The sequence below is a fragment of the Prevotella sp. HJM029 genome (assembly GCF_000599605.1).
Lineage (GTDB): Bacteria > Bacteroidota > Bacteroidia > Bacteroidales > Bacteroidaceae > Prevotella.
Window position 1 is genome coordinate 21,422 of record NZ_KK082667.1, and the last position, 25,496, is coordinate 46,917.

At 49.6% G+C, this 25,496-nt stretch carries 13 protein-coding genes; all 13 read right to left on the minus strand.

All coding sequences use genetic code 11. The features are described from left to right. Positions 1-25: 25 nt before the first annotated feature. A complete protein-coding gene (locus tag X919_RS15175) occupies positions 26-9,256 on the minus strand; it encodes an RHS repeat-associated core domain-containing protein (protein ID WP_253270122.1) in 9,231 nt (3,076 codons plus the stop codon). A 75-nt stretch (positions 9,257-9,331) separates the two neighbouring features. Continuing rightward, the gene (locus tag X919_RS0108590) at positions 9,332-11,149 is read right to left on the minus strand and encodes a T9SS type A sorting domain-containing protein (RefSeq protein WP_051502479.1); all 1,818 of its coding nucleotides are present in this window, start codon (positions 11,147-11,149) and stop codon (positions 9,332-9,334) included. Positions 11,150-11,151: 2 nt separating this feature from the next. After that, positions 11,152-12,222 (minus strand): hypothetical protein, encoded by a 1,071-nt coding sequence (locus X919_RS0108595; protein ID WP_028899757.1) that lies wholly within the window; start codon positions 12,220-12,222, stop codon positions 11,152-11,154. Between the two features lie 112 nt (positions 12,223-12,334). Continuing rightward, complete coding sequence (locus X919_RS0108600) at positions 12,335-13,060, minus strand: porin family protein (protein ID WP_051502487.1); 726 nt, start codon at positions 13,058-13,060, stop codon at positions 12,335-12,337. Positions 13,061-13,302: 242 nt separating this feature from the next. Beyond that, positions 13,303-18,870 (minus strand): N-6 DNA methylase, encoded by a 5,568-nt coding sequence (locus X919_RS0108605; RefSeq protein WP_028899759.1) that lies wholly within the window; start codon positions 18,868-18,870, stop codon positions 13,303-13,305. Further along, positions 18,860-19,276 (minus strand): DUF1896 family protein, encoded by a 417-nt coding sequence (locus tag X919_RS0108610; protein ID WP_028899760.1) that lies wholly within the window; start codon positions 19,274-19,276, stop codon positions 18,860-18,862. The genes X919_RS0108605 and X919_RS0108610 overlap by 11 nt, the downstream gene beginning before the upstream one ends. Positions 19,277-19,680: 404 nt before the next feature. Continuing rightward, on the minus strand, positions 19,681-21,795 hold the full coding sequence (locus X919_RS0108615) for a type IA DNA topoisomerase (protein ID WP_028899761.1): 2,115 nt from the start codon (positions 21,793-21,795) through the stop codon (positions 19,681-19,683). Between the two features lie 75 nt (positions 21,796-21,870). Next, the gene (locus X919_RS0108620; protein WP_028899762.1) at positions 21,871-23,451 is read right to left on the minus strand and encodes a DUF4099 domain-containing protein; all 1,581 of its coding nucleotides are present in this window, start codon (positions 23,449-23,451) and stop codon (positions 21,871-21,873) included. A 75-nt stretch (positions 23,452-23,526) separates the two neighbouring features. Further along, positions 23,527-23,841 (minus strand): helix-turn-helix domain-containing protein, encoded by a 315-nt coding sequence (locus X919_RS0108625; protein ID WP_036917736.1) that lies wholly within the window; start codon positions 23,839-23,841, stop codon positions 23,527-23,529. Positions 23,842-23,883: 42 nt separating this feature from the next. Continuing rightward, the gene (locus X919_RS0108630) at positions 23,884-24,234 is read right to left on the minus strand and encodes a helix-turn-helix domain-containing protein (RefSeq protein WP_028899764.1); all 351 of its coding nucleotides are present in this window, start codon (positions 24,232-24,234) and stop codon (positions 23,884-23,886) included. Between the two features lie 5 nt (positions 24,235-24,239). After that, the gene (locus X919_RS16170) at positions 24,240-24,560 is read right to left on the minus strand and encodes a helix-turn-helix domain-containing protein (protein ID WP_081759450.1); all 321 of its coding nucleotides are present in this window, start codon (positions 24,558-24,560) and stop codon (positions 24,240-24,242) included. 21 nt (positions 24,561-24,581) lie between these two features. Next, complete coding sequence (locus X919_RS0108635) at positions 24,582-24,881, minus strand: helix-turn-helix domain-containing protein (protein WP_028899765.1); 300 nt, start codon at positions 24,879-24,881, stop codon at positions 24,582-24,584. Between the two features lie 244 nt (positions 24,882-25,125). Further along, entirely contained in the window at positions 25,126-25,488 is a 363-nt protein-coding gene (locus tag X919_RS0108640; protein WP_028899766.1) for a hypothetical protein, read from the minus strand. Positions 25,489-25,496 lie beyond the last annotated feature (8 nt).

The following is a 25,496-nucleotide window of genomic DNA, read 5'->3' on the forward strand; positions in this document are numbered from 1 at the left end:
CTAAAAATATACAGAATAAACCATTCTATGGATAATTTATGGGCGTATTTTGAGGAGATAATAATCTTGGACCAATAGGTTTTGGGGTTCCTGTTGATATATCATAGCCGTAATAAGCCCGTAATGGAATATTAGCCTGACTTCTAATCAGATTCTCTCGGTATACTGCACGCCATTCCGATTTATTTAATCCATTATAAGTTGCAGAATATACTGCTCCTGTTTGTTCATTAGTATAATTACTAGAATAATGAAGAAGTCCTCGGTTTGCATCACTTCCATGTGCCATTTCATGCCCTAATCCAATGAATGAAGGACGACTAATTTGCCCATTTATATTTAATCCACTGGTTCTATTACGGGTATTCCAATAAATAATTCCTCCTGAGCCATTAGACCCTAAAGTATTACCTGTTATCGCTTGAACTTCAGCCAAATTTGCACCTGCTTTTACTGGAGAATTCGCTTTGAATTGATTAGAACTACCACTCCTAATAGTAAACATGTTGTTTGAATTCTGTAATTCCGTAATGATAGAGGCTCCCTCTTCCGTCTCATTGAGTTCGCCTAATGCATTTACTACGGATGCTAAATAACCTTTCACTTTTCCTGTATATGAACTACCATCTGGATTATACAATTTGCCATCTTCATATGTTAACCTTTTAGTTCCACCTAAACCTAAAAAACCAGTTTTATATGCAATAGTGATACTATCACCTTGTAAATCAACTGCAATGATTGGGTTATTTGCACAGTAAGAATATGGACTGATTTCTGGATATTTCTCCATTAACGGGTCTACACCCAACCACATGGAGATTTTGGGGTCCATGTATCTGGCTCCGTAATAATACAGTCCCGTTTCTTCGTCCAACTCCTTGCCATTAAACTTATACGGCATATCTTCTGATGAAGAGTGCTCGTCTACCAATAGTTCGCCGTAAGGCAGGTAGGCATCGAACTGGGTGATGTTGGCCTTGGCATCAGTGATGTAAGACGTACTGCCGAGGTGGTCACTATGATAGAAGAAGATTTCCTCGGTGTTGGTGGTGTCTGTGGGGATATAACCATAGCCCGGCTGCGCATTATCCGGGTCTTCGGGTGCTCCCCACTGGATGGGCGGTCCGGGAGGCGTACCTGGCGTAGTGTTGCGCTTCGGATGCTGCACCCAACCCTCGGGCACGGAGTGGTCGCCCAAATCACCGATAATCTCGTTATAACCACGACCGGTGTTGTCGGGATCTGCCGTGGCTCCTTTCATTGTTGGTACACCAGGCGGTGTACCGAGCGACTTGTAATACTCCTCACGTTGTTTCTCTATCTGCATCATGCGAGCAGCATAGTCTTTCTGACCTGCCGTAACGTTGTTGCCGCTGATGCCATAGACATTGCTGAACTTGCCTACACCGAGTTTACTTGCTACACGTTTATCGCCAATGAAGTAATGCTTGGTGAAGCGGTTCTTTGTCACAGTGATCATCGGAGCAGGATAAATCGTGTAATCCTCCGTCTCGTGGAACGTGATTCCCTGTGGCGCACCATTGATATATACCCCTTCCAAATCGCCGTGGCTCTTGATGATACGCTCGCCGGCAGCATTGTAGGTGTATCGGCAAGTCTTGCCATTATCTGACAATACCATCAGTCGGTTATCCTCATCCCAATACATTCTCCGTTCGGTACCAAGACTGTCATTCTCCACGAGTGTGGGATTACCGTTGGCATCATAGGTGTAATGCTCATGCCCTATCTGTGTAGGAGCGGTGGGATGATTGCTGTCTTCGTACTTATACGTGAAGTCGTAAGACTGCGCCGTCTTTGTAGAGTCCACTTTCTGCACCTTGGTAAGTGGCTCGCTCATGCGCCCAAAAGTCATCTGCATGCTGTAACTTGCCTGCTTGGCCTTACCACTGGCATATACCAAACGGTTTAAATCGTCGTAAGCATAGCTGTGCTTGAATGTGCCGCCAAGCTTTTTATCGCCATTAGTATTGCCCCGTGTAGGGTCTACGGCATTGGTGATTCCCAAGATATTATCCACCGCATCATACTGATATTTGTTGTGCATGATGGATGTTCCCGCCGCCGTGAGGTTCATCTCTTGCAAGCGTTCACGGCGTTTGTCGTAGGTGTAGGTAGTCTCTGTGCCGTTTCCTAACTTGGTGTAGACGGTGTGCCCATCTTTGTCATAGCCCACCTTTTCAACGATGGTTTCTTCTTTTCCCTGTTTATTGGATTTGACGCTCTCTATCTGTCCTGCGGCATTATAGGCATAGGTCACGACTTCTCCGTCGGGATAAGTCATGGTGCGCACGCGGTTCCAACTGTCGTAGGTGGCACCATAGACATAGGTGCGTACATCGGCGGTGCTGACCATCACCGACCGAACCGTCTTCACCACTTCGCCTTGGTTGCCGTAGTAATAGGCTTCACCACCCGAAGCGTCTTCCACGAGCACAAGTCTTCCAGCACGGTTATACTTCTCGCCCGGTTTGCCATAGGTGTAGGTAACGCGGTTGAAAAGGTTCTTGGGGTAGAGCACTTCGCTTAACCGTTCGTAGTCATAGGTGTAAGTGATGGGTGCATCCGCTGAAATCCTCTTTTTAAGTTCCGCGGTTAGCTTCGTTAAGAGATTTCCTGCCGCATCGTAAGTGTAGCTCACTTCGCCTGCATCGGGATGGTTTACCTTGAGCTTGTGTCCCAAGAGGTCATATTCATACGTGGTGGTCTTGTCATTGGGATGATGCACTGTGGTTATCTGTCCCACGGCATCGTAATCGTACTTCACTATGATATTGTCGCCCGATATGTGCTGAATCGTCTCACGATTACGGCCTTTTGAGTCAGTAATTTGCACCATATTTCTGCCCAAGGCATCGGTGATAGTTGTTTCGAGCATGTCCTCCCCCTCGTGCATTGCGATTTGATAGGCCTTCGTTGTAGTTGCGCCATCGGGCAAAGTCACCTTGGTCGTGCGGTCGTAGGCATCATATTCGGTGGTTGCCTGTGGGTCGCCAGTAGTAGAACTATATGAAGTGATGCTACCATAAGGCTCCGTGGTGGGATAGAACGCCTTGATGGTACGCCCGAAGGCATCGACAACGGCGCGTCCGCTGACAATAGACACTTTTTGATTGCTGCCGCCTGTCCATACAACACCTGTCTGTTTAGTCTGCACGGCGCGCATGAGACTGTCGGCGAAAGTATAAGTTTCGATGTCGCCCTCGGGGGAGTAATGCAGAGTTCGGGCGTAACGCTCTGCCGGATGATATTCGAATTTCAGCGTATAGGGTCTGCCCGACTCCAATTCCTTGGGGGCAAGGATGGTTGATGGGCGCCCCATGCCGTCATAGGCATAGCGCATCTTGTTGCCGTTAAGGTCGGAAGTCTCCACGGGCACTGCCCACTTGTAGTCGTAGACGGTGGAAGAGGTGTAACCATAGGCGTCTTTTACGTTCGTAACGAGCATGTGTAGCACATTGTCATAAGTGTAGTCATAGCGCATGCGCTGTCCCTTATGGTTCTCAGGCTTGGTGAGACTTGCAAGATTACCATAGGCATCGTAGGTCATATCGTAGACCGACGGCTTTGTGCTGTTATGCATCGTGATGCAGGTGATGTCGCCATTGCCGTCCACCTTGGTACTGCGTTCGCGATAAGTAGTGCTTGCCGCATCTTTAACGGTGATGTGTTTGGGGACGGCAACGATATACTTATCCGTTAATTGATGATATTCGATGTCTGCATCGAGCTCGTAGCCTGTGGCATTCTCTTTATATGCAGAGAGATTGCCGTAAGCATCATATGTGTTTTCCACACGCGTGCTCAGACTGTCTCCGCTTTGCTCATCATAGTTGCTTTGCACCAAAGCGGCAAGAGCCGGGAAGATAACGCTTGGGTCGGCTTGTTTCTTTAAGTCATATTTATAGATGGAACCCTGTAATTTCTTGCCGTCCGCATCATACAGATACTCATCGGTAACGAGGTTGTGCGTGTAATAGCCTCGGTTCAGCGCAAAGGTCTGAACGGAATAGCGGTAGAGCTTATCGCCGTCTTCCGTGTTCAGTTGGTTGGTACGGACAGTTCGGAAACCGTAGAAATCACGTTCTTTTCTATCGCGATAGCCTCCTGTATATTCAAAAGTATTCTTGATTCTTGTAGCACCGTTTTCCTTGTAACCTCCTGTTGTTTCCACACTCGACATCACCCATTTGCGACCGGGCAGGTTAAAACTCGGCTTAGTCTGTTCATATTCGATATGGATATTTCCACCGAAAGGCAGGGTAACGGACTTTAACAAATTGGTTCGTCCGGTGATATTACGTCTAACTTTGACTTTATTCTCTCCATCGCTGTAAACAAGATCAGGCAACCCATCGCCATCCATATCCAATAAGGCAGTGGTCGTACGGCTGATACTTTCGCTGTGAGCACCTTGAGAACTTGGCGTAATATTGATAACGAAGCCGAATGGAAGCGGAATTCTGATGGTATATGCCGTGCTGGCATAGAGTGCTACCGAAGACCCGAAAGTACTTAATATCTCTGAGTGTTTTTGCAAATTTTGTTGTTCGAAGAAACCATTACCCATATTTAAGGTAACCTTCAAATCTCCTAACATATTCTGTTCTATAAGATCGGGTAATCCGTCGCCATTGATATCCTTAAATGTCGTCTTGGAAGAAGTTAAGCTTGCCGTTCCGTTCTGTCCGCCTGAGATGCTGAATGTACCAAGTACGGGTATACAGATACCTAATCCGCTACCGTAGTTATTATTCCAGCTTTCTTCCATTTTTTCTGTACCGGAAGCTATTGCTTCTGTAAAGCCATAACCGAGGTTATAACGTACCTGTCCCTTCATAAGCATGTCGGGCAATCCGTCTCCATTGAGGTCCTCCCAGTTACGGACAGCTCCTGACGCTCCACTGGAAAAGTTGCCACTGGCACCACAGGATTTTTCGGAAACATTTCCACTGAAGCTGGCATTACCAGCATCAATCTTTGTCCGAGGATTTATTGCTAATGCTTCTCGTGCTTTTGTTACGGCATTTTTGGCAGTTCTTAATTCTTCATTAAACTTATCGAGTTTGTATGCCTTGGGGTCCATACTAAGACCTGCATTACTCCCTTCATTGCTTGCTTCTCCATAAAATTTATTGTTTTCTACATGGTATCGGATATTTTCACCCAATGTGCCGATAGGTTTGGTTAACTGTACCTTTACCTTACCATTGTTTTCATTGAGCCAGTCGGGATAGCTGTCTCCGTTCATATCCATTGCGGAAACGATGGTATAAGAATCTTGAGTAGAGTTGCTTTTATTGACGCCGAGGCTAATTCCCCATGAGAAGCCGGCACTAAAGGTTTTACCCCAACCTTTCGACTTAGAGACCAAGACAGGGGCAGGTAGTCCGTCGCCATCTGTATTGTACTTGATGGAGTCAATAACAATCTCATCTACCCCAAGGCGGGACGGACGAAGCATTGAGGCACCGACATAAGTACTGTCCGTTGCACTGCGGTACCACTTATAAAGCGGCAAGTATCCCATCGTAAAGAACTTTTGCTTGCTGATGTCAAGCGTATTCTTTTCAACGGCTTCTGTATTTATTTTTCCATTTTTGATGTATTCATTACCCTCTGAGACTTTCATGTCTTCGACATGAATGGCTTCGTCCTTCTTATTACCGTTCCATCCGAATTGTCCCCAGCCTTTATAAAGAAGTCCGTAATCGAGCCGGTTGAAACTCGAATAAACAGAAGCCGGCAGGGTAGCGAGTTTTACCCGAATGGTATCGCTCGGGTGCATCTTGCCATCTGCACCGAGTGTCATGACGATAGAATCACGATATAGGTGAAGTCGGGCAACAGTGGCATCTTTCAATTCGTTGATGACGGAATAAGTAACTTGTAATTTTCCGTTGAGCAGTTTCGATATAAGCTGCGGCTTTTTAACGGGAATCGTATCGGTCTGTATCTTATTGCTGTTTGCTAACTTGAGTGTTCGTTTGTAAATGAGCGAGCCATCATCTCCTTTTACAGTCAGATAAACGGAGGCTTCTCCCGTATCTTTATCGGACATACGATTAACTTGAAAATCGGGAACAAGGAATAGCTCCTTGCTCCATATCGAATCGGGAGTGGTGGTGATATGAACAAGTGTATCGGCTTTCGCTACGATATTCTTATTATACATCAGATGCTTCGGTGCAAGGGTATAATTAACCGTATCTCTATGGAAAACGGGTGCCCAGCTGATGTGCTTCCAATTGATCGGACTGGTGGTCTTAATCACAAAATCTACCGTTGCACTATCTGCAACGACAGAGTTATAGCTTCCACTAAAATTACCATTGGAGATGATTGTATCCGCAGGCAGGAATAAGCTGTCTATCTGTGTTTCTCTACCTGTTTTATCTGTCTTTATGACTGCAAGAAGCACATCGTCGCTTGTCTTTTGCTTGTTATAAATTCCATCGTAGGTAACAGTTCCATTGATATCCAATGCTGCCGTGGATGATTCACCGCCGATATAGTCTTGTGAACTTTTATAATGTTTTAAGTCTTCACCTGCATAGGTGTCGGCAGCTATCGAGGTATAGACGATCGCAGGGTCCCATTTGACGGCATCGCCGATACCCGAATAAATGGCATTGACACGGAAAAGCAGGTAATCACCCTGATTGACTGTAACTGTTTGAGTCGGAACAGCAAGCGTTCCCGACTGTAAATGGTCATGGTGCCATAAGACGGTATTATTATGTTGTATCGACAAGCCTACACCATCACCGGCAGAAGACAGTTTTTGGGTAGTGCCTGTTACTTGTACTGTACCGGAATAAGGTGCACGCCATAGACGAACGGCATCGTTCATCGGGAATGCCCTTTCCAACGAATCCCGTATGGCATCGTAGTCCGGAATAAAGGTTTCGTCGATGGCTGCGGCATGTCCGACAATCGGATTACCGGTATTGGTACTTTTATTGTCAAACACGACATTCAGCCCATCACTATGATTAAAGAATACAGTTCCGTTTTGAGCAATATCTATGAGTCCGTCGGCATTAAAATCTTGGAAATATATTTTTGTCTTGCTTTCGTCTATCGTTCTGCTTACTGCAAAGCCGGCGCTGATAGGTCCGAACCCCGTACCGATATTGGCATCAAAGCTATGACTGACTGTCGAACCTTTGGAAAAACTGTTTACACCTTTCAATTCCCGTGCTTCACCGAAATAAGGATGCAATAGATCCTTATTCATATTAAGACGATAGTGAAGTTTGCCATCTCGTCCTTTCCATACCTTATCGGGCATGGCATCACCGTTTATATCGATCATGGCAATACGCCCCTCATTGCTGCTTTCACTGTGTGTATAAGATGAACCGGCGTTTGCCGATGCTGGCCCCCAACCACCACCGACCATACAACCTGCACCGACGGTAAAACCTTTGGCAGAACCGCCACCCAGCAGAGAGAGTGTTTCGTCAAAATGCCCGATCTTGGCTTTGACTAATTTACCATAATCGTCTTGTTGGGCAGTATAAGTAATAAGACTGTCGGCAAAGATACCCTTGGCAACATCATTATAATAGCTGAAGCTCTGAGAGGCTACGAGTAAGTCTTTACTATCCTTTTGGTCAACACTTTTTAATAATGTTTTTCCGAAAATACCTTCCTCATAATTCAAATCATAGGCGCGTAATAGTTCATTATTATTTTTTACGCTTACTTTCTTTAATAGGGATTCATCGGTTTGAAGAACACCGAGACGACCATTACGTACAACATCTTTTCTTCCGGTCGAATCGATGTCGAATTCGATGCTGTAAAGGCCTTCCTCGTTGCCAAAACCCGTATAGGTATACTTTTGAGGATAAAGGTTATTACCACTTTTGGTATAGTGATAGGCAGCAAAGTTGCCATGCACATCGGTTATACGTTTCAGCGCCCATTTGATGCGATTGCCATTGCCGTCGGTCAGGGAAGTCTCATCGTCCACCTGCCCGTTGTAACCGCCATAGCTATAAATAGTACCATCTCTGAGTGTAACTTCCCACCAATAGTTCTTCGGTGAGTCGCCGTGACGGATAATCTTATTAAAACTGCCTTCGACCATCGGGTAGAAGCGTTTTTCAGAAGTACGGGCAAGATCTTCTGTTCGTCTATGAATTCGGTCATTGAGCTGTTGTCCCATCAGCAGATACGACTCACTTTCGTTATTGGTATCAAAGCGAGGCACGCCCCAGCGGGTTTCTATATCGATACTCTGCACGGGCAGACTCCACCCGTAACCGACATAGCTCGAACTACCGTCGCTGCTGTATTGCAGTCCGGCGGAAGCGGCAATGCCTGCTCTGCCCTTGGGGGCTTCGAAAGGATAAGACAGGGCTGCCGTGCCGTTTTGGTTGGCGGTGGGCGCTTCTATCTGCTGAATACCTGCGCCCGGGTCGGCAGCTTTAAGCTCGCTGATACCCGTGGGGACATAGCTCTGTGTTTCGGGACTTTCGGGAACCTTGATGATACCATTGATGACATCGGTAAAGTGCGAGGTCTCGGCCATGACAAGTTCTTTATCTTTGTCCAAAGCCTTATGCCGCAGCATCACCCACTGGGCTTTTAATTCGTCGTAGTAGTAGGTGTGTATATCTTCGGCGGTATAGCCTTGTGGAATGAGGGTGCTATCGTAAGGCACAGTGATGCTTGCGGGCGAATGGACGAAGTGCTCGCCGTGCGGCAGGAAACGGTAGCCGGCGATGCTGTCTTTCGAGTGGGCTGCAACGGTAGGATTACTCCTGTCTGCCGTTACGTTGACCATGCCTGCGGGCAAATGGGCCAGCTCGCCCTTGCAAAGCGGTGTAATGCTCAAAATCTTGGCACGCTCCATACTGCCACGCGGCACTTTGAGTTCTGCACGACCTACAGACAAAGAATCGGCAAGGGTACCGGCGAAGTATTTGCTCACCGTGCGTTTGCGAAAATCTTGTAAACGCTTGGATACATGGTTTCTTTTATTTGTTCTTGTTCCCTTTTCTCTTCCTATTTCTTTTGTGTCCGTTGCCGCATGGGCATACTTCTTAGCAGGTAAAGACACACTATCTTTGCCAGTCTTCTGACCAATGGAGTCTGAAACAGGAAGTTCCTTGTTTTCTTGCCTATTGCTGATATACGAAGTTCTTCTGTTGTCCTTACAAGAAACAAACAACAGAAACGTACTTAAAATGACTGCTGAAAAACATACCGACTTGTTCATAACCTCATTTTTATGTCTATTCCGTTTGATGGAAACCATTTACTTTATTGTTCTTATAAAAATCCTCTATCCCTCTTAGTTTCTAATGAGTTTGATGGTCTTTCTGCTGTTACCACTATTCATTTCAAGTACATATACCCCGCTCATCGGGAGATAGCAGCGGGTGGCATGATAAGTGTCTGAAAGATGTGTCTCCTTTTGCAGCAATGCACCGTCGGGTGAATAAAGCCGTAGTTCAAGAGGGAGGGATTTGGACATTTCCACACGTACATCGACATTACCATCTATCGTGGGATTGGGAGAAACACTGTGGCGAGCAAAACCGTCACCTGCCATTGTCGATACATTTAGCGTGCGAGTGGTGGAGCAACCATCATTGTTGGTTAGTTCGAGGATGTACTGTCCGTCCTCGTCAAGTGTCACGCTCTCACCACTCAGGTATCTGCCCTTAGGACTTTTCCATCGGCAGATGTAATCGCTTTTGGTGTCGATACGGTAATCGCGTGATGCACCTTGGGAGAAGTGTACGTCCTGCAGTTCGGGCACGTCGGCCATGTCAGCGTTGGAAATCATGATTTCATTCAAAAGTGTCTTACCGGTATAGTCTTTGGCGGCAATGACGTATTTGCCTTGTTGCAGGTTGGAGATGGTGAGGATGCTGTCACTTGTGGATTGGCTGTAGCATGCTTTTCCATCAAGACTTATCGTAACATTATATGGAGCAGTGCCGCCTGTGAAAAGCACTTTGAGTTGTCCTTTTTCTGCCGTGGCACAGCGGGGTTGTGCAATTTCAACGGTTGCAAAGAAATCTTTGGCAATGCGGAAGGTAAAAATGCTTTCGCCGGCATCAGCAGAGATGTTTGCAAAGACGATACTGTCGGCGTGGCTATCTTGTGCCTTGTAATAATGAATTTGGCCGATGGGGAATTTTCCTGTGCCGCTGTTGTCTACGGCGAGATAGTAATGCTCGTCTTTGTCAAGCGGTTGCAGTTGATGGATGCTCCGGGTATCGAAAGTCAGGGTGAGCTGTTCTGCGGGCTGTCCCGTCGTTGTAGCTGCCCATTGGCGTTGCATCCATTTCCCGTTGCCTTTGTCATTGGAAAAAGAGATTTGTTTGGCGTTGTCGCCCCAGAGGAAACTTGCGCCTTCATTGATTGATTTTGCGGATACTTTGATGACAGCTTCGCTCTCGCTACTCTCGCCGGTGGTGCGGTCGAGTTTAGATGTGGCGTCGCTGATGATACCTGCCACACGATGGTTGTATGTTTTGAGCCGATAATAGTTGCGGATAGTTTCACCTTTGGAGTTAAGGTAGGAATGGGCAAGCGTGATGCCATGGCGAAGGGCAAGGGCACTTTCCACGCGCATGCGTTCGGCGGCAGTGAGGGCGCGGTCGTAGACAACGTATTCCATCATGCCGTTTTTGAGCGCCTTTACAGGCAGTTTTTCCTTGGTCATTCCACCCACATTGAACATCCCGCGTGTACCATTTGCCGAGGAAGTACTATAAGCGTACAGGCGTAGTTGCGGCAAGGTGTCGCGCCCTGCATAGTTCATAAAAGTGCCCTTGGTAAGGTTGGCGGTGCGTGCCGTGGTCTGTACACGTTCAGTCTTGCCGGTTTGTGTGCTGACATTCCAAAGCAGCTGTTCGCCTTCTTTCTGTATTTTGCCTACACCGATAAAGGTCAAGCCGCCAGCGCCAGCTAGTTGTACGGGTCTGTTGTCGTTGCCATTCACCCATTTAACAAAACCTACTACTCCGCCGGGGGCTTGGGATTCAGATTTTGGTTGTGTTGCTACTTGGGGCTGCGCTTGTGCTCGACTTGTCGTTATAGACAAGACGCATAAGAGAGGAATGAGTATGCCTGTAAGATGGAGTGTAGAATGTTTCATCGTTATTTCTGTTTAGTTAAGGGAATGGTATAACCCACCGTCAGCAAAAGCAGGTGGCTGTTGTTCGTGGCTTTGTGATAGCCGTAAGGGTTCTCGTTTGTCTTGATAAGATCCATAAAACCGTAACCGTATTGCAGGCTGGCTTCGATACCGTTCTTAAACGACGAGTAGCCTATTTTAAGCAAGGGCATCACGTGTAGGCGTGCCCGAAGCGTTTCTCTTAAATGTTCCTGTGTGAGTTCGTCTACCGAAGCAAACATGGCTGTGCGGTTGCTCGAAAAGTCGATACCGCCGAGATTGAGCGGAATGCTCATGCCCACACCGACCCCCATATAGAGGTCGCTCATCAGATAGAGTCGCGCGGCTACCTGTGGCATGATGACATGATAGCGAAAGACCGTCTTCTCGTCGATGTTGCCGATTTGCTTGTGTTCTTTCAATGTGGAAGATAGCCACGTGTAGTCTGCGGCCAGTTCCACACCGAGTCGGTCGTGCCGCCAAAGGGCGAAAACGCCTATCGAGGGAACCAATGCGCCTTTTTCTTCCATCGTATAGCGCGGGCGAATGGCACCATCTTCGACCAAAGCACCCAAATTGCCGATAACACTATAACCCATACCGGCACGAATGCCGATACGGGTTTGGTAATAATGCTTATGTGAGAAAACACGTTTGGGTTTGGGTTCGCGAATAGTTTCCGCCGTATCTGTGACGATATCGTCAGGTTCCGGTTCTATAATGGCTTGTTGCTTGGGTTGCTCTTGGGGTGTTTCTTTCTTTTCCGGTACAGCTACTTCTTTTGCAGGTTGAAGAACAGAGACGGCAATCACCTTTCTTTTCTTCTTCGGTTTTGAAACCTTCTGCCACGCTTTTGTTGAAACCGGCGAAATCGTTGTCGTATCTTGTTTGATAGTATCTTGTGGGGTAGAAGCCGACGGGGTTGGTTGAGGTGTCGGCACTTCTTCCTTGTCATGCTTGCAAAGCCGTAAACACAACAAGATAATGAGGATAATGATTAACGCAACAATGCCGCGAATGACATTGCGGCGGGTATTTGAAGTAGAATTGCCCATAGGCACTTACCTATTTATTATATATAATTGTTGTACTAAAAATCTATCCTAAATGTTATACCAATTTTGGCAAAGAGGAGAAAGAGAGTAAAGATAAGTCCTTGGTTAGAACTTATCGGATATTAATCCTATAACCCACCGTCAGTTCAATCTGCTGATTGTGGTTATCATGTTCCACCCAATTATAGGTGTTCGTTTCGGTCTTGATGCTATTGGTCAGACTGTAATGGTATCGCAAGTCGAGCGTCATACCGAATGGAAAGTCATAACCGATACCGCCGCCTAATGCTGCATCGGGACGACCTTTGAGTTTGTCTTTGAGCATCCGCTCGGTCTCCTTTACGCTGGGATAACCTAACGCCGAGAACTTCGCATCTTCCTGATTACCCGTATAGGTTAGATTGCTTGGAGAGAGGTTTGCACCTATCCGTCCGCCCAGCGATACGTGCAGAGAGTTCTTTGCTTTAAAAGGATAGAGATTAAAATAAGCGGCAAGTCCCAAATGGTGATAACGGGTGGATAGCGTGTAGTTCAATTCGTTCTTGTCCTCGTAACGAACTCGCGCCGTTTTGTTATAATAGGCGATACCCGCTTCCACGCCCCATAGGCTTGTAGGCTGCCGATAAAGAAAAAACAGCTCGGCACTTGGCACGAACTGTCCTTTGTTGTCGAACGAATAATTAGAGTAATAATTCTCGCTCACTAATATCTTATCTACATGGTTATTCACGCTGTAACCGCCACCCAAGCGGACACCAGCATTGAAAGCACTTTCCTGAGCACTTAGCGAAAGGCAGAAGGCGAAAAAAAGAATAAGTAAATGAGACCTTATATACATAACGGAATGATTTTTTGTTATTGTTCTTAAGGGACTGAAGTTCCTCATTCTTCTGCAAAAATAATAATTCTTTTGGAAGAAACAATGTTTTTGGCAAAAAATATTTTATAAAGTAGGACTACTTCGCATTTATACCTTATCCTAAAGCAAAAAGCGGTGAGAATATGACTTCTTACCGCTTCATTATGCTGTCTATTTATACCTTAATACCCCTTAATCAGATTGATTAAAATCCAAGACACTTAGAGCGACGGTCTGTAAGCCGTCCTCTGCGAGTTGTCCTTATATCCATCCTTATTCTTCTCGTATTGTGTATTCGTCTCCTTCTGCTCGGCAGAATCAGGTGCTGGCGGAGCCAAATCCAACTGTATCTTCCTATCCAAGGCAGCCAATTCGGATTTGAGTCCTTTGAGTTCGTCCTCCTTCTTCCACTCCTTCGACACGATAGGCTGCATCTGCGCAACCTTTTGTTCCTGTTCTTCAATACGAGCGTTGTACTGGGCAATCGTCTGCGGAATATGCTCCAATGCGCGTAAAAAGTTCTTTGCCGCCGCTTCCTTGTCCGCCTTGGCTATTTGCCCGTGATTGTGCGTGTACTTGTAGTTGCCCTTGATGGAAAAGCGGTTCTGCGTCAACTCTAGCCCTTCGCTCAATACTCGCTCCGTAGTCACACTCACCTCAAAGCCGTAGAGTTCGCCGATACGCTGCGGCGCACCGCCCGTATTGACGTTCTTGTCAATGTCCTGCAACTTCGCACCGAGTGCTTTCTCATCCCGTGAGGGAAAACTATCGAGCACGAGGGCATTGAGATAGTTGCCGTCCTTGTCTTTCCCTGCCGCAGCCTCGAACTTCTTCCAGTCCTCCGAAATCTTTTCCTTTGCCGCCCTGTCGAAAGCCAGCTGGTTGGTCATTTCCAAGAGCCTGTTCCCAGTTTCGTGCTTGGCGCGGTTGAACGACTTGCGTTCGCTCTCCAAAGCGGCGACCTTCTTTTCTAACCGTGCCTTGTCGAGCAGGTCGGTGTTGCCCGAAAGAATCGCCATATATTCTGAAAAGTTCATGCCCGACTTCTCGTCCATACTCCCCTCATCGATGGTACGTGCCCCCATCGCCCCGCTTTTGAGCTGAGAGATAAAAGTCTGCTTGCAATGCAGCAGGTTGAACTTGTAACTGTCGAGCGACTTTTCCACCGCATAGATAATCACGTCCACCTTGTTGTCAGCATAGCGCCGCGCAATCTCATTGCCCTTTCTCACCGCCCGCCCGTCGCGCTGTGCAAGGTCGGACGGTCGCCACGGCGTGTCGAGATGATGCACCGCCACGGCACGCTGCTGGGCGTTCACACCCGTGCCGAGCATGGAGGTGGAACCGAAGAGCACGCGCACCCGCCCATCATTCATCGCCTCGATGACTGCTTTCTTGCTCTTTTCGTTCTTGAACTCCTGTATAAAACGTATCTCATGGGCAGGGATGCCGTAATCCTCCACGAGCTTGCGCTTGATTTCCGAATAAACGCTCCATTGTCCGGGCTGATAGGTGCCCAAGTCGGAGAAAACGAACTGCGTACCTTTCTGTGCATCGTATCTTTGGTAATACTCGGCAATCATCCGGGCGCAGTGGGACGCCTTGTTATCGGGATGGTCGCCGTAGGCGGGATCGATCATGCGCATATCGAGCGCCATTTTCCTCGCGTAGTCTGTTGCGATGAGCATCTTTGCCTTCTCTTCCGTTTCCGATAGCTTTTCACGTCCCAGTATCGTGGCATCGCCCGACTTGGCAAACTCCATGAGTTTTTTGATAAAGACTTCTTGGTCGGGTGTGGGCGGGATGTTGTGCAGTATCTCGTGCTTGTCGGGACGAACAACGCCCACGTCCTCCGCCGTGCGGTAGTCGGTGATTTCGTTGTAAAATGCCGCCAGCTCCGGCACCTTGATGAAATACCGGAAACGCTCTTTCTGGATGATGTTGTTCGTTACGGAGAACTCGAAGTCCGTGGTCTTCTTCGCAAAAATGGCCGCCCACGCGTCGAAGCATCGGATGTCCTGCCGTTCGAGCTCCTTGGGACGCAGATACTTGAAGAGCAGATAGAGTTCTGTGAGCGAGTTGGAGATGGTCGTGCCCGAAAGGAACGTCGCCCCCAAGTCCTTGCCTGACCTCTCTTGAATGGTACGGATGGCAAAGAGCAGGTTGAGTGCTTTTTGGCTACCCTCGCTGTTGCCAAGTCCCGCCACGCGGTCATGTCGGGTGTTGAACATCAGGTTCTTGAATTGGTGGCTCTCATCAACGAAGATGTGGTCGATGCCCATCTGCGCGAAGTCCGCCACGTCGTCCTTGCGGCTGTCGATTTCATACGCTATCTTTTCGAGCCTCGCCAGCAGGTTGTGCTTGCGTTTTTCCAAACCTTTGAGCATGGAAACGGAAATATTTCGTCCCTGCCCGCGCAACACATCGAGGTTTTCCTCCACCGTGTCGAGTTCTTCTTGCAGGATGTTCTGCCGTATCTCCACCGACTGCGGTATCTTGCCGAACTGGTCGTGGCTCATGATGATGCAGTCGTAGTCGTTGTTGCGGATATTATTGAAAAAGCGCACGCGGTTCTGCGTTGAAAAATCCTTTTCGGAGGCGTAGAGGATACGGGCTTGGGGATAGGCAGTCCGGTACGTTGCGGCTATCTCTGCCACGTTCGCCTTCAGTCCGATAATCATCGGCTTGTGGGCGAGCGAGAGGCGTTTCATCTCATGGGCTGCAATGCACATGATGAGCGTTTTTCCTGTTCCGACCTCGTGGTCGGCGATGCCGCCTCCGTTCTGCTTGATCATCCAGATGCAGTCCTTCTGACTGGGATAGACGGCAGAGATGCCGTACTTGCCGCCGAGTGCCTTGAGGTCGAGGTCGGGGAAGGTCTGGTGCGATCCGTCGTACTTCGGCCGTACAAAACAGTTGAACTTGCGGTTGTAGAGGTCGGTGAGCTTGTCCTTGAATTCTTTCGACTGCGCTTCGAGCCAGTCGGTAAAACCGTTTCTTATCTCGTCAATCTTGGCATTGGCCAGCTGTATCTTCTCGGCATCGCGCACCTTGATATCGTTGCCGTTCTCGTCCTTGCCGACACACTTCATCATGTTGGGTACGGTGTTGTGTAGGGCATGCTTTAAGAGCGACATGCCGTCGTAGCTGCGATAGTAGCCCTTGACACAGAATTCTTCGTAGATTTTCACGTTCGTGCGGGTGTTGCTTACCGAGAACTCGTCGAGCGAGGGCGAGTAGGCGATCTTAACCTCCGTCTCATACAGGTGGGACATATAGGCGGCAAACACGCCCGTGGGTATCCACCGTTCCCCGAAGTTGAAGTCGAGGTCGGCAAAGGGTATCTGTTCGGGAACGGCGTTTTCCAATGCGGAGAGGGCTTCGTCCACGCGGCTGTCCGCTTCCGTGTGTACCTGCTGCCACTGCCGGATATCCTCTATCTTGGCAATGACATTACCCGCCACAAAGCGATCCTTGATTTCATAGCCGCCTACGAGCGGATTGAAGAAGATACGCCCTTTGAGTGTAGTGAGCAGTTCCTCCTCGCTACTGCCCGTCAGCTCCTGCATATAGCCCAGTTCTACACTGCCGTAGCGGTTGAGTGAAAGGGAGAGGGCTTCCTCCGGGCTATCGGTATGCTCCGTCTGCAGCACAGAGAACGACACGGGATGCTCAAAGATGTCCGACTTGACAAGTCGCCCCTTTTCCTCGCGCTCGATGGCAAGAAGGTTGCGCCCGCCTGCATCCATGAGCACCAGCCCCACGTTCTGTGGGGCGTTGAGGACACCGTAACGCATGACGAACTCGTCGTAGTAAGTGTTCAGGTTCGAGCGAAGCGTGGCATTTTCTTCTTGCCGTTCGGCTTCGTAGGCATACAGCTTTTCGTAGGTGTCGCGGACGTGGATATAGGCCTGCGCCTTTTCTTTGAGCAGAAGAGGTAGATCGAGCGGAGAGAAGACTGCACCGTAGGACGTGAGGTTTTTGAGCACGCCGATCTGATTGCCATAGTCCAAGGAATACTCCTCCACAAGCGTACCCTCCTTGTAATGGGGTTGCAGCTTTTGTGTCAGCACACGGGGCACGAGCATTTCTTCTTTTGAAGGTGCCAGAGTAGGAATGTCCTCCGCACGCTCCCTTGATACAATGGCATCCTTATCCATCTGCACTTCCTGCCTGCCTACCTGTAAGGCTTTTGCCCGCTGTTCGGGTGTCATGTCCATCATCACCTCATAAAAACCGTTGATGGGCGGGTTGGTCTCCCAGTCCAACTCGGCATAGAGGTCGTTTGCTTCCGACTTTTTTGGTGCGGCATCGAACAGGCTTCTTTCCTTGGGTTTGCTTTTTGCAGTTTTCTCTTTTGCCTTTGGCTTTGTCTTCGTTTTCTCTGCCTTCTCCCTTTTCTGTTTCTTGCCCGTTGTGGTCTGCTTTTTCTCCGCTACGGTAAACTCCCAAAGGTCGAACAAGGTCAGCATGGGGCTGGGGGAACCTGCCTGCTGTGATTGACTTTCTCTGACGGTTTCAGAAGAAGCCTTCTCTTTTTCACTGGTTTGTGTTTGAACGGGAGAAACAGAAGTCTTCTGTACAGAAGCCCCCTGCAAAGATATATTCTGCGTCTTCTCTTCAATCTTCACTTCCTGCCCATATCGCTGCAAGTCCAATCGCATTTGGATATCCTGCGACAGTATTCCGCGCAGGTCACGGGCGATACCCTCCACGCCGCCCTCGTGCAGGTAGACCATCGCAGGTTTTCCGTAAAGGTCGGTGGAGCGCTTTTCTTCGGTACGGACGATACGGTCGGGATAGCGGAGGAAATACGCATTCGTCGGGATGCCATTTTGGTTGTCTCTCGCAGGCTCAGCCAGCAGCTTTTCGTCATCCGAGAGTTCCTCCTTGCCGACACGTTTTTGTAAGACGAGCAGATCGCAGCCAGCCTCCGTTCCTGCATTCTCAGTAAAAAGGTTGTTGGGCATGCGCACGGCGGAGAGCAGGTCGGCTTGGTCCAGCATCAACCGGCGCACGGCACTGTTACCGTCCGCATTCAGCACGCCCTGCGGAACGAGAAGCGCGACGATACCACCGTCTCTCACCGTGTCCAGTGTTTTCAGACAGAAATAATTGTGTATCTTCTTGGCTGCCGCCCTATGCACCGCCGAACCTTTCTCGAACTGCGCATCGAACACGGCAACATCGCCGAAGGGAACGTTTGAGACAGCCACATCGAAGTATTCCTCGAAAGGCTTTTCTATCCGCTCAAAACCTTCGATGCGCACCCGCTGTCCGGGATAAAGATGCGAAAGTATCTTGCCCGTCAGCAGGTCTTTCTCGAATGCCATGACCTCCGCCTTCGGATTGTCCCTTAAAAAGGCATCCACGAAAGCACCGCGACCGGCTGAGGGTTCCAACACACGAAGAGGGGCGATACCGTTTTCTTTAAGTACGCCACTGATGGTCTCCGTTATCTCGGTAGGCGTATAGAACGCTGTAAGTACGGAGGACTTCAGGCTATCCATGTATCGCTTGTATGTCCGTTCATCGGCACTGTTCTCGCGGATCAGCCGGTGCAGTTCCGCCGTGGGCGCAAAGAGGTCGAGGTCGGATTTTGTCCACTGCGCGGCATCCGCCAGACTGCCGGCGGGATTGAGGATGCACTTCAATCCGCCGAAACCGCAATAACGCTCCAACGCCTGTCGTTCTTCGGCGGTGGGCACGCGATGTTCTCTGTCCAAAGTAAAGGCGGTGCGTATCGCCTCAATGTTGCCCGAGAGTCTTGCTTTCCTGTTAAATGCCATGACGTTCGAGATAAAGTACGACCATTCCCGTGATTTCGGTATATAGGCTCTCCTCCGTGCGTTCGCTCTGCGCGCACAGCTGCCTTACCTGTGGCAGCAACGTCTCGGCGGTTGCCTCACGGGCTTCCAAAGGCACTTCGCCCTCGAACTCGTTTTCGAGCACGTCCGTAAGCAACGCGAAAGCCGAGCGGTGCAGCCCGTCAAGCAGTGTTCCCATCGCCAGCTCCTGTGCACCGTCAACGGAATAGCCCTCGCACCGTGCCCGTCCGAACGTTTCAGCGGCAAGGGCGGCACGACTGTTGATAAAGTCGGCGTCCGATGCCTGTTCAAACCTGTTCTCTTGAAGATAGTGTCGCAGGTAGAGCCCGTAATAGGACAGCTCCTGCCGATTGTCTGATTGTTTCATGATGCTGTTTGTTTAGTTGGTTCCCGTTTGCTTCCCTATAGATAAAGCTGTTGCTTCCCTATCGCACTTCTCATAGCTCTTCTACTGATGCTTCCAAATTATCTTCGTGATGAGAAATATTTCTCTACACGATGAGACGAAATTATCTTCACGATGATAAATATTTCTCATCACGAGGATAATTTGATAGACTCGATAGCTCTTGCATCGCACTCCTTATCCGAACATCTTTGCAGATATTATATAAGGGAAAGAGAAGTAAAAAGGGAAGAAAACGGGATATGTACAAAAGGCACCCGGTGTCCCCACCGAGTGCCAACCACTAAATCCACAGTAAAGTAATAAAACAGTCATCTAAAGAAAGAAAACGCTTTATGAACTGTGAACAGTGGCAAAAGTACGCATTATTTTCCGTTTTTCCTACCCTTTGACTTGTTTTTTGTATCATCGAAGATGAACTTTACTCTAAACTCCTCGTCAAAGGCAAGGGCAGCATCGAAGGATTTGCCCTGTTTGCTCTTGAAACCGTGCAGCACGGCGGTACGTCCCTCGGTGAGCAGGTCGGTGATCTCCTTGTCGGAGAGCAGCTTGCCCGCCACCTGTCGGAAGAGGGGCAGGGCGCAGGCCTCGTTGTCGCACTTGACCACCTTGGCATAGAACCGCATACTGCCTTTGCCGCACTTGGGACAGGCAAAAGTGGTCTCTCGGGCGCGGAAAAGCTTTTCGGAGGCGAGCAGGTCGGCGGTTATCCGGCGCGTATAGGCTTCTATCTCGGTATTGAAGTCGGCGGCAGCTTTCTCGCCCCGTTCTATCCGTGCGAGCTCGGCCTCCCACCTGCCCGTCATCTCCACGTTGGCGATGTCCATGTCCTTGACGATGGAATAGAGTGCAAGCCCTTTTTCGGTGGGCACGAGCGTCTTTTTCACACGTACCATGTATTCGCGTTTGAGCAGCGTCTCGATGATGGCGGCACGGGTGGCAGGCGTACCGATGCCACAGTCCTTGATGGCTTGTCGCAGGGTATCGTCTTCTATCTCCTTACCCGCAGTCTCCATTGCGGCCAACAGCGTTGCCTCGGTGTGGAGCGGTTTGGGCTTGGTCTTTCCCTCTGTGATGGAGCAGGCGGAAAGGGACAGCACATCGCCCTCCTTCCAGTCGGGCAGGATTGTGTCGCCGTCCGTATCGCCACAGACATCGCGCCAGCCCGACTGTCGGATAACACCGCCCTTTACCGTGAACGCCGTGTCGCAGCATTTCTCGCCATCGCATGTCAATACGTCCGCCCTGACGGTGGTGACTTCCTTGACGCAGGGTGCAGAGAAAGCTTCGACCATTCGCGTGGCAATCATGCGGTAGACGGTCAGCTCGTCCTTGTAGATGCCGATGGGGTGCAGTCCCGTAGTGAGCAGGGCGTGGTGGTCGGTCACCTTGCCCGCGTCCACGCTGCGATGGGCGAGCGTATCTATATGGCTGACATGACTTCCCAACTGTTCGTCGCGTTGCAGCTTTTCGAGCAGCTTGGGGATGGTCTCGAAAACATCGTCGGGAATATAGCGGCTGCTCGTGCGTGGGTAGGTGATGAGCTTGGCCTCGTAGAGCTTCTGGGCAATGGCGAGCGTCTGCTCCGCCGTGAGTCCGTAGCGACTGTTGGCTTCCTTTTGCAGGGTGGTAAGGTCGTAGAGCAGGGGTGGCTCTTCGGTTTTCTGCTTATGCTCTACCTGCGTGATACGGACTTCTTTGCATGTTTCCTTGATACGCTTGTAAAGGCCGTTTGCCGCTTCGCCGTCTTTCCACTTTTCCTCGGAGGTGAACTTCACCACCTCTTCCCCTTCGCCTTTCACGGCAAGATGGAGCTGCCAGAAGGCTTCGGGCGTAAAGCGTCTGTTCTCCCAATAGCGGGCGCAGACCATCGCCAGCGTGGGCGTCTGCACACGACCGACGGAGTAGGTGCCCCGACCGGCGGCAAGGCTGAGCGCCTGCGTGCCGTTGATGCCCACAAGCCAGTCAGCTTCACTGCGGGCGCGGGCAGCAAGGTAGAGGTTGTCGTAGTCTGCCCCATTGCGCAGGTTATTGAGTCCCTCGCGGATGGCCTTGTCGGTCAGCGAGCTGATCCACAGACGGTTGAAAGGTGTGTGGCAGTCGATGTATTGGTAGAGATAGCGGAAGATGAGTTCGCCCTCTCGTCCGGCATCGGTCGCCACGATGATGCGTTCGCTCTCTTCAAAGAGCCGCCTGATGATATCGATTTGTTTGAGCACACCGCTGTCGGGCTTGCAGCCTTTCTCTGTCTTTTCTGCTCTGGCGACAAGCTTGAACGCCTCGGGGATAACAGGCAGGGCGTCGCGGTTAAAGCCTTTTATGCCGTAGGCTTCGGGCAGGGCGAGCTGCACGAGGTGTCCGAATGCCCACGTCACGGCATAGCCGTTACCCGTGAAATAACCTTCTTCCCGTTTGCGGGCGTCCACCACGCGGGCTATCTCGCGGGCGACGCTCGGCTTTTCTGCAATGATTGTCTTCATTTTGTTTTCTTTTTATTGTTGATGTTGTTTCTTGATGATGGATACTGTATTGGATATTAGTGGTCGGCACCGGGGCTACATGCGGATGCCCTTGGCTTTCTTGGGTTCATTCTTCTGCTGCTGTGCCTGCTGTTCGTTTTTCGGGGCGACCTGTCCTTTCTCGATGGGCTGCTGTATGTGCTTGGTCGCCTCGTTGGTCTTGCCCTCGTTGTTGACGGCGACCTGCACGCGGCTTTCATTGGATGGGGCAACGCTTTGGGCGAGGTCTGGATTTTGGTTGTGGGTAAAGGGACGGCCTTTATCGTAGTTGAACTTGAGGTACATCGTGCAGGGCTGCCCTTTCTTGTCGAGTACGTTCTCCAACTTGACGGCTTTGCCTTGGCAGTAATCCTTCTTCTGTTCGTCGCTGAACTGAATGTTCTTCCACTTGCCGATGGGACGTATCTTGCCGTCGTCGGTTGTCCAGCGGTTCTCGCGCTGCTTGGGACTTTCGCTTTTCTGTCCCTGTGTGGTGTTGCCGTCCTGCCGTTGCTGTTTTCTCGGGCTGCGCCCGCTGCCGGGAACGAACTCGATGCCGCGTTGTTCGACATTCACTTGCAGGGTGACGGTAAACTTGCGACCGTTCTCCAGCTCTATTTCTTTGCCTTTGAGCGGCGCACCTGTCAGCAGCAGGGCTTTCTCTGTTTCAGAGAGCACCGTCTTGCCGATGGTGTCGCGCATGCGCACCCGGTTGGCGGCGATATCGATCAGCTCATGGGTCTGGCGGTCGATACTCACGAACGATGGTTTGAGTTCACCTGTTTCGGTGTTCGCAAGGTCTACGATACGTCCGAGGTTGCCAGTTTCTTTCAGGTTGCGCTTATCCTCCTCGGTGAAACGGTGCCCCTTGTATTCGAGGTCGAGGTTGGGGGCAGTCTGCACCAGATGCGGAACTAGGCGCACCGTGCCGTCTTCCTGTACCTTGAAGGCGAGGCGGGCGGCGGTCTCGAAGGTCTGCCCGTCGAACTTCGGGGCGACACTCACTAAGTTGGACTTGCCATAGTTGAGCATCCGTTTCAAATCGCCAGACTTCTCCAGCTCGTCGCGTTTGATGCCCCATTTCTCTTCCAGCTCCTGCCAGTTGATTTTGCTCTCGTCGATGGGCTTGTAGGTACTTTCCTTTTTCTGACCGTTGCCGTCATTCGTTTTCTCTTGACCGGCGGCACCTTGTGCCTTCTGCGGCTGTTCCTGTTTCTCTTTCATTTCTTCTGTGGGATTTGTGGGTTGTTGATTTTGCTGTTGACTTTGTGGTTGTTCTTCCTGTACTGCCTTATGATAAGGCGTCATGTCTATTTTGTGCGGGGCGAGCAGTTCGCGGTTGCCTTCGGGATTCTTGAGCAAATCTTTCATCACTTCGATGAGTTTGTCCGCCTGCTCGGCCGCCACACGGTAGAAGCCGAAGCGGGAGGGCTCCTTGCACTGCCGCATGAAGTTGAGGAAGAAGTTGTCCAAGATGTCGCCCCCGCGATCGAACTTCAGGAAGTCCTGAGCGTGCTCTGCTTTCGGGGGCACACGCTTGGGTGTTCCGTCACTGCCGAGGCCGGCGATGACACCGATCTCTCCCGTCTTCTCGTCGCGGACGAGCAAGACGTCCTGTTCTTTTGTTTTCTTTGCCATTTTTACTTACGTTTATTTTGTTGTTTATTCATTGATTGTTTGTTTATTTATTCAATCATTCATCATAAGCCCTTATCATATTTTGAATTGTTCCATTGTGTCCGGTAGCTTCCTACCTGACGGTTTTATATACTTTTCGATAAAGTCATGCACATCGTGGAGCTTATAATAGATCTTATGCTTCAGCTGAAAATAGGGAATCATTTTCGAAGTGCGGTAACGCTGCAAGGTCCGTTTGCTGACGTGAAGGAGGTCACATAGGTCTTGGTTGTCCAACAGATGCTCACACTCTTCTTGATGCGAAGCATGCAGTTCCTCATCAATCTTATGCACGATCAACTCCAATTCTTTGTCCTGTCTGTTGAGGTGTTCCGAGATGTCTCGCATCATTTCTAAAAGCCTCGTGTCATAGTCTCTGTTCCTCATATACAATCATTTAGGTGAGACTTTACCTGTACGCAGGTTGAAATGATGCCGTAGTTCCTCGATGGTGGCAGGATCGCCCTTGAGACGTCCCTCATCGATGATGCGCCCGACTTCGCTGGCGGAATAGAGATACTTGCCGCGCAGGATGACGAAGTCGATACGCTTCTCGCTGCGCAGGCGTTGCAGGGTTCGGGTACTGATATGCAGGATTTCCGCTGCTTCACGGGTGTTAAGCAGGGTATCGGGAATCCCTTGCACACTTCGGGTTGCCTCCAGTCTTTCAATATGAGAGGCAATGCTTTCGATGCGGCCCATCAGCTGCTGATAGGCGACGCTTTCTATTGTGATTACTTCCATATTCATCATTTTAGTGAACTTATACCTAAATTGTCGGATAGACTGTGGCAACGTCTCCCAAGCATTTTTTGCAGGTCACTTTCCCTGTAAAGGATTTTCCCGCCTAAACGGAAAAAGGGAAGGTTGCCGCTGTGCCGGTACTCCTGCAGGGTTCTGCGACTGACCCGCAGCAGTGCCGATACGTCCCTGTCGGTGAGATACCGCTCGCCGTTGAGTGGTGGGCGGCAATTCCCCAAAAGAGATGATAGTCCCTTATGAATATTCTCGAAAGAGTGGAGCAGGGAGAATATCGGTTCGTCTTGTTCGGTCAATACATTTTCTTTCATTTGTCTGTGGATATAGCGGTGTCATATTTTTTCTTGTTTATGGGTCTCTTCTTTGCAGCTTAGCAGAAAGTCCTCGATATCCTTTGCCTTATAATAGAACTTACGCCCTATTTGGGCATAGTTCAGACGCCTACTGTTTCTGAGTGTCTGCAGGCGACGGGGAGAGATGTGCAACCGACGGCAGACGTCTTCACCGTCCAGCCAAGCATTCGCTGGTTTTCCTTCGTTCATCGCACAGAGCGCGTAGACCTGTTTTTCCAAAGCAAGAGCATCCGATACGATCTTCTCAAATGTCTTTTTCTCAATGATAATTACTTCCATTTCTGTTTTGTTTAATGAATACATTACAAAATTATAGTATTATCAGCATTCTCGGTCTGTTTTGGTAGTATGTGGCAGCTTGTGGCGTCGTTACGGAGACAAAAGAGACAACAAAATGACAGAAAATAACTCGGGCGGACAGTTTTTCTGGTGAAAACCGTCCGCCCGTTGCCGTTCTTTTTCGTTTCTCGGATTTTGTTTCTTGAATAGCGTATTCAGATGATATGTTGCTATGCTTGTCGATTCAGCATTCCAATCCGCTACTGATGCAAAGCATGAGAGAGGCTGCCTGTTTGTTATCCCTCGTTATCCTTTTCGTTATCCATCTGCGAAACTTTGCCGCAAATCCCGTATGAAGATAAAAGGATATGACGATGATGGTCTCCAAGGAATACACCTCGGCAGCATGACCGTTTTTAAGAGGCATATATCTCGTGCTGTGGCAGGTTGGTATTGCGCTGTCTTTCAGTACGCGGTTGATGGCTGCCCGTATTTCACCTCGTGTGGCGTAGAAGAGTTCCGCCAATTCCCACTCGCTCATCCAAATGGCGGCACCCGTGATGAAAAATTCATTCTCTTTCAAATAAATAATGTCTCGTTGTCTCATCGTTCGTT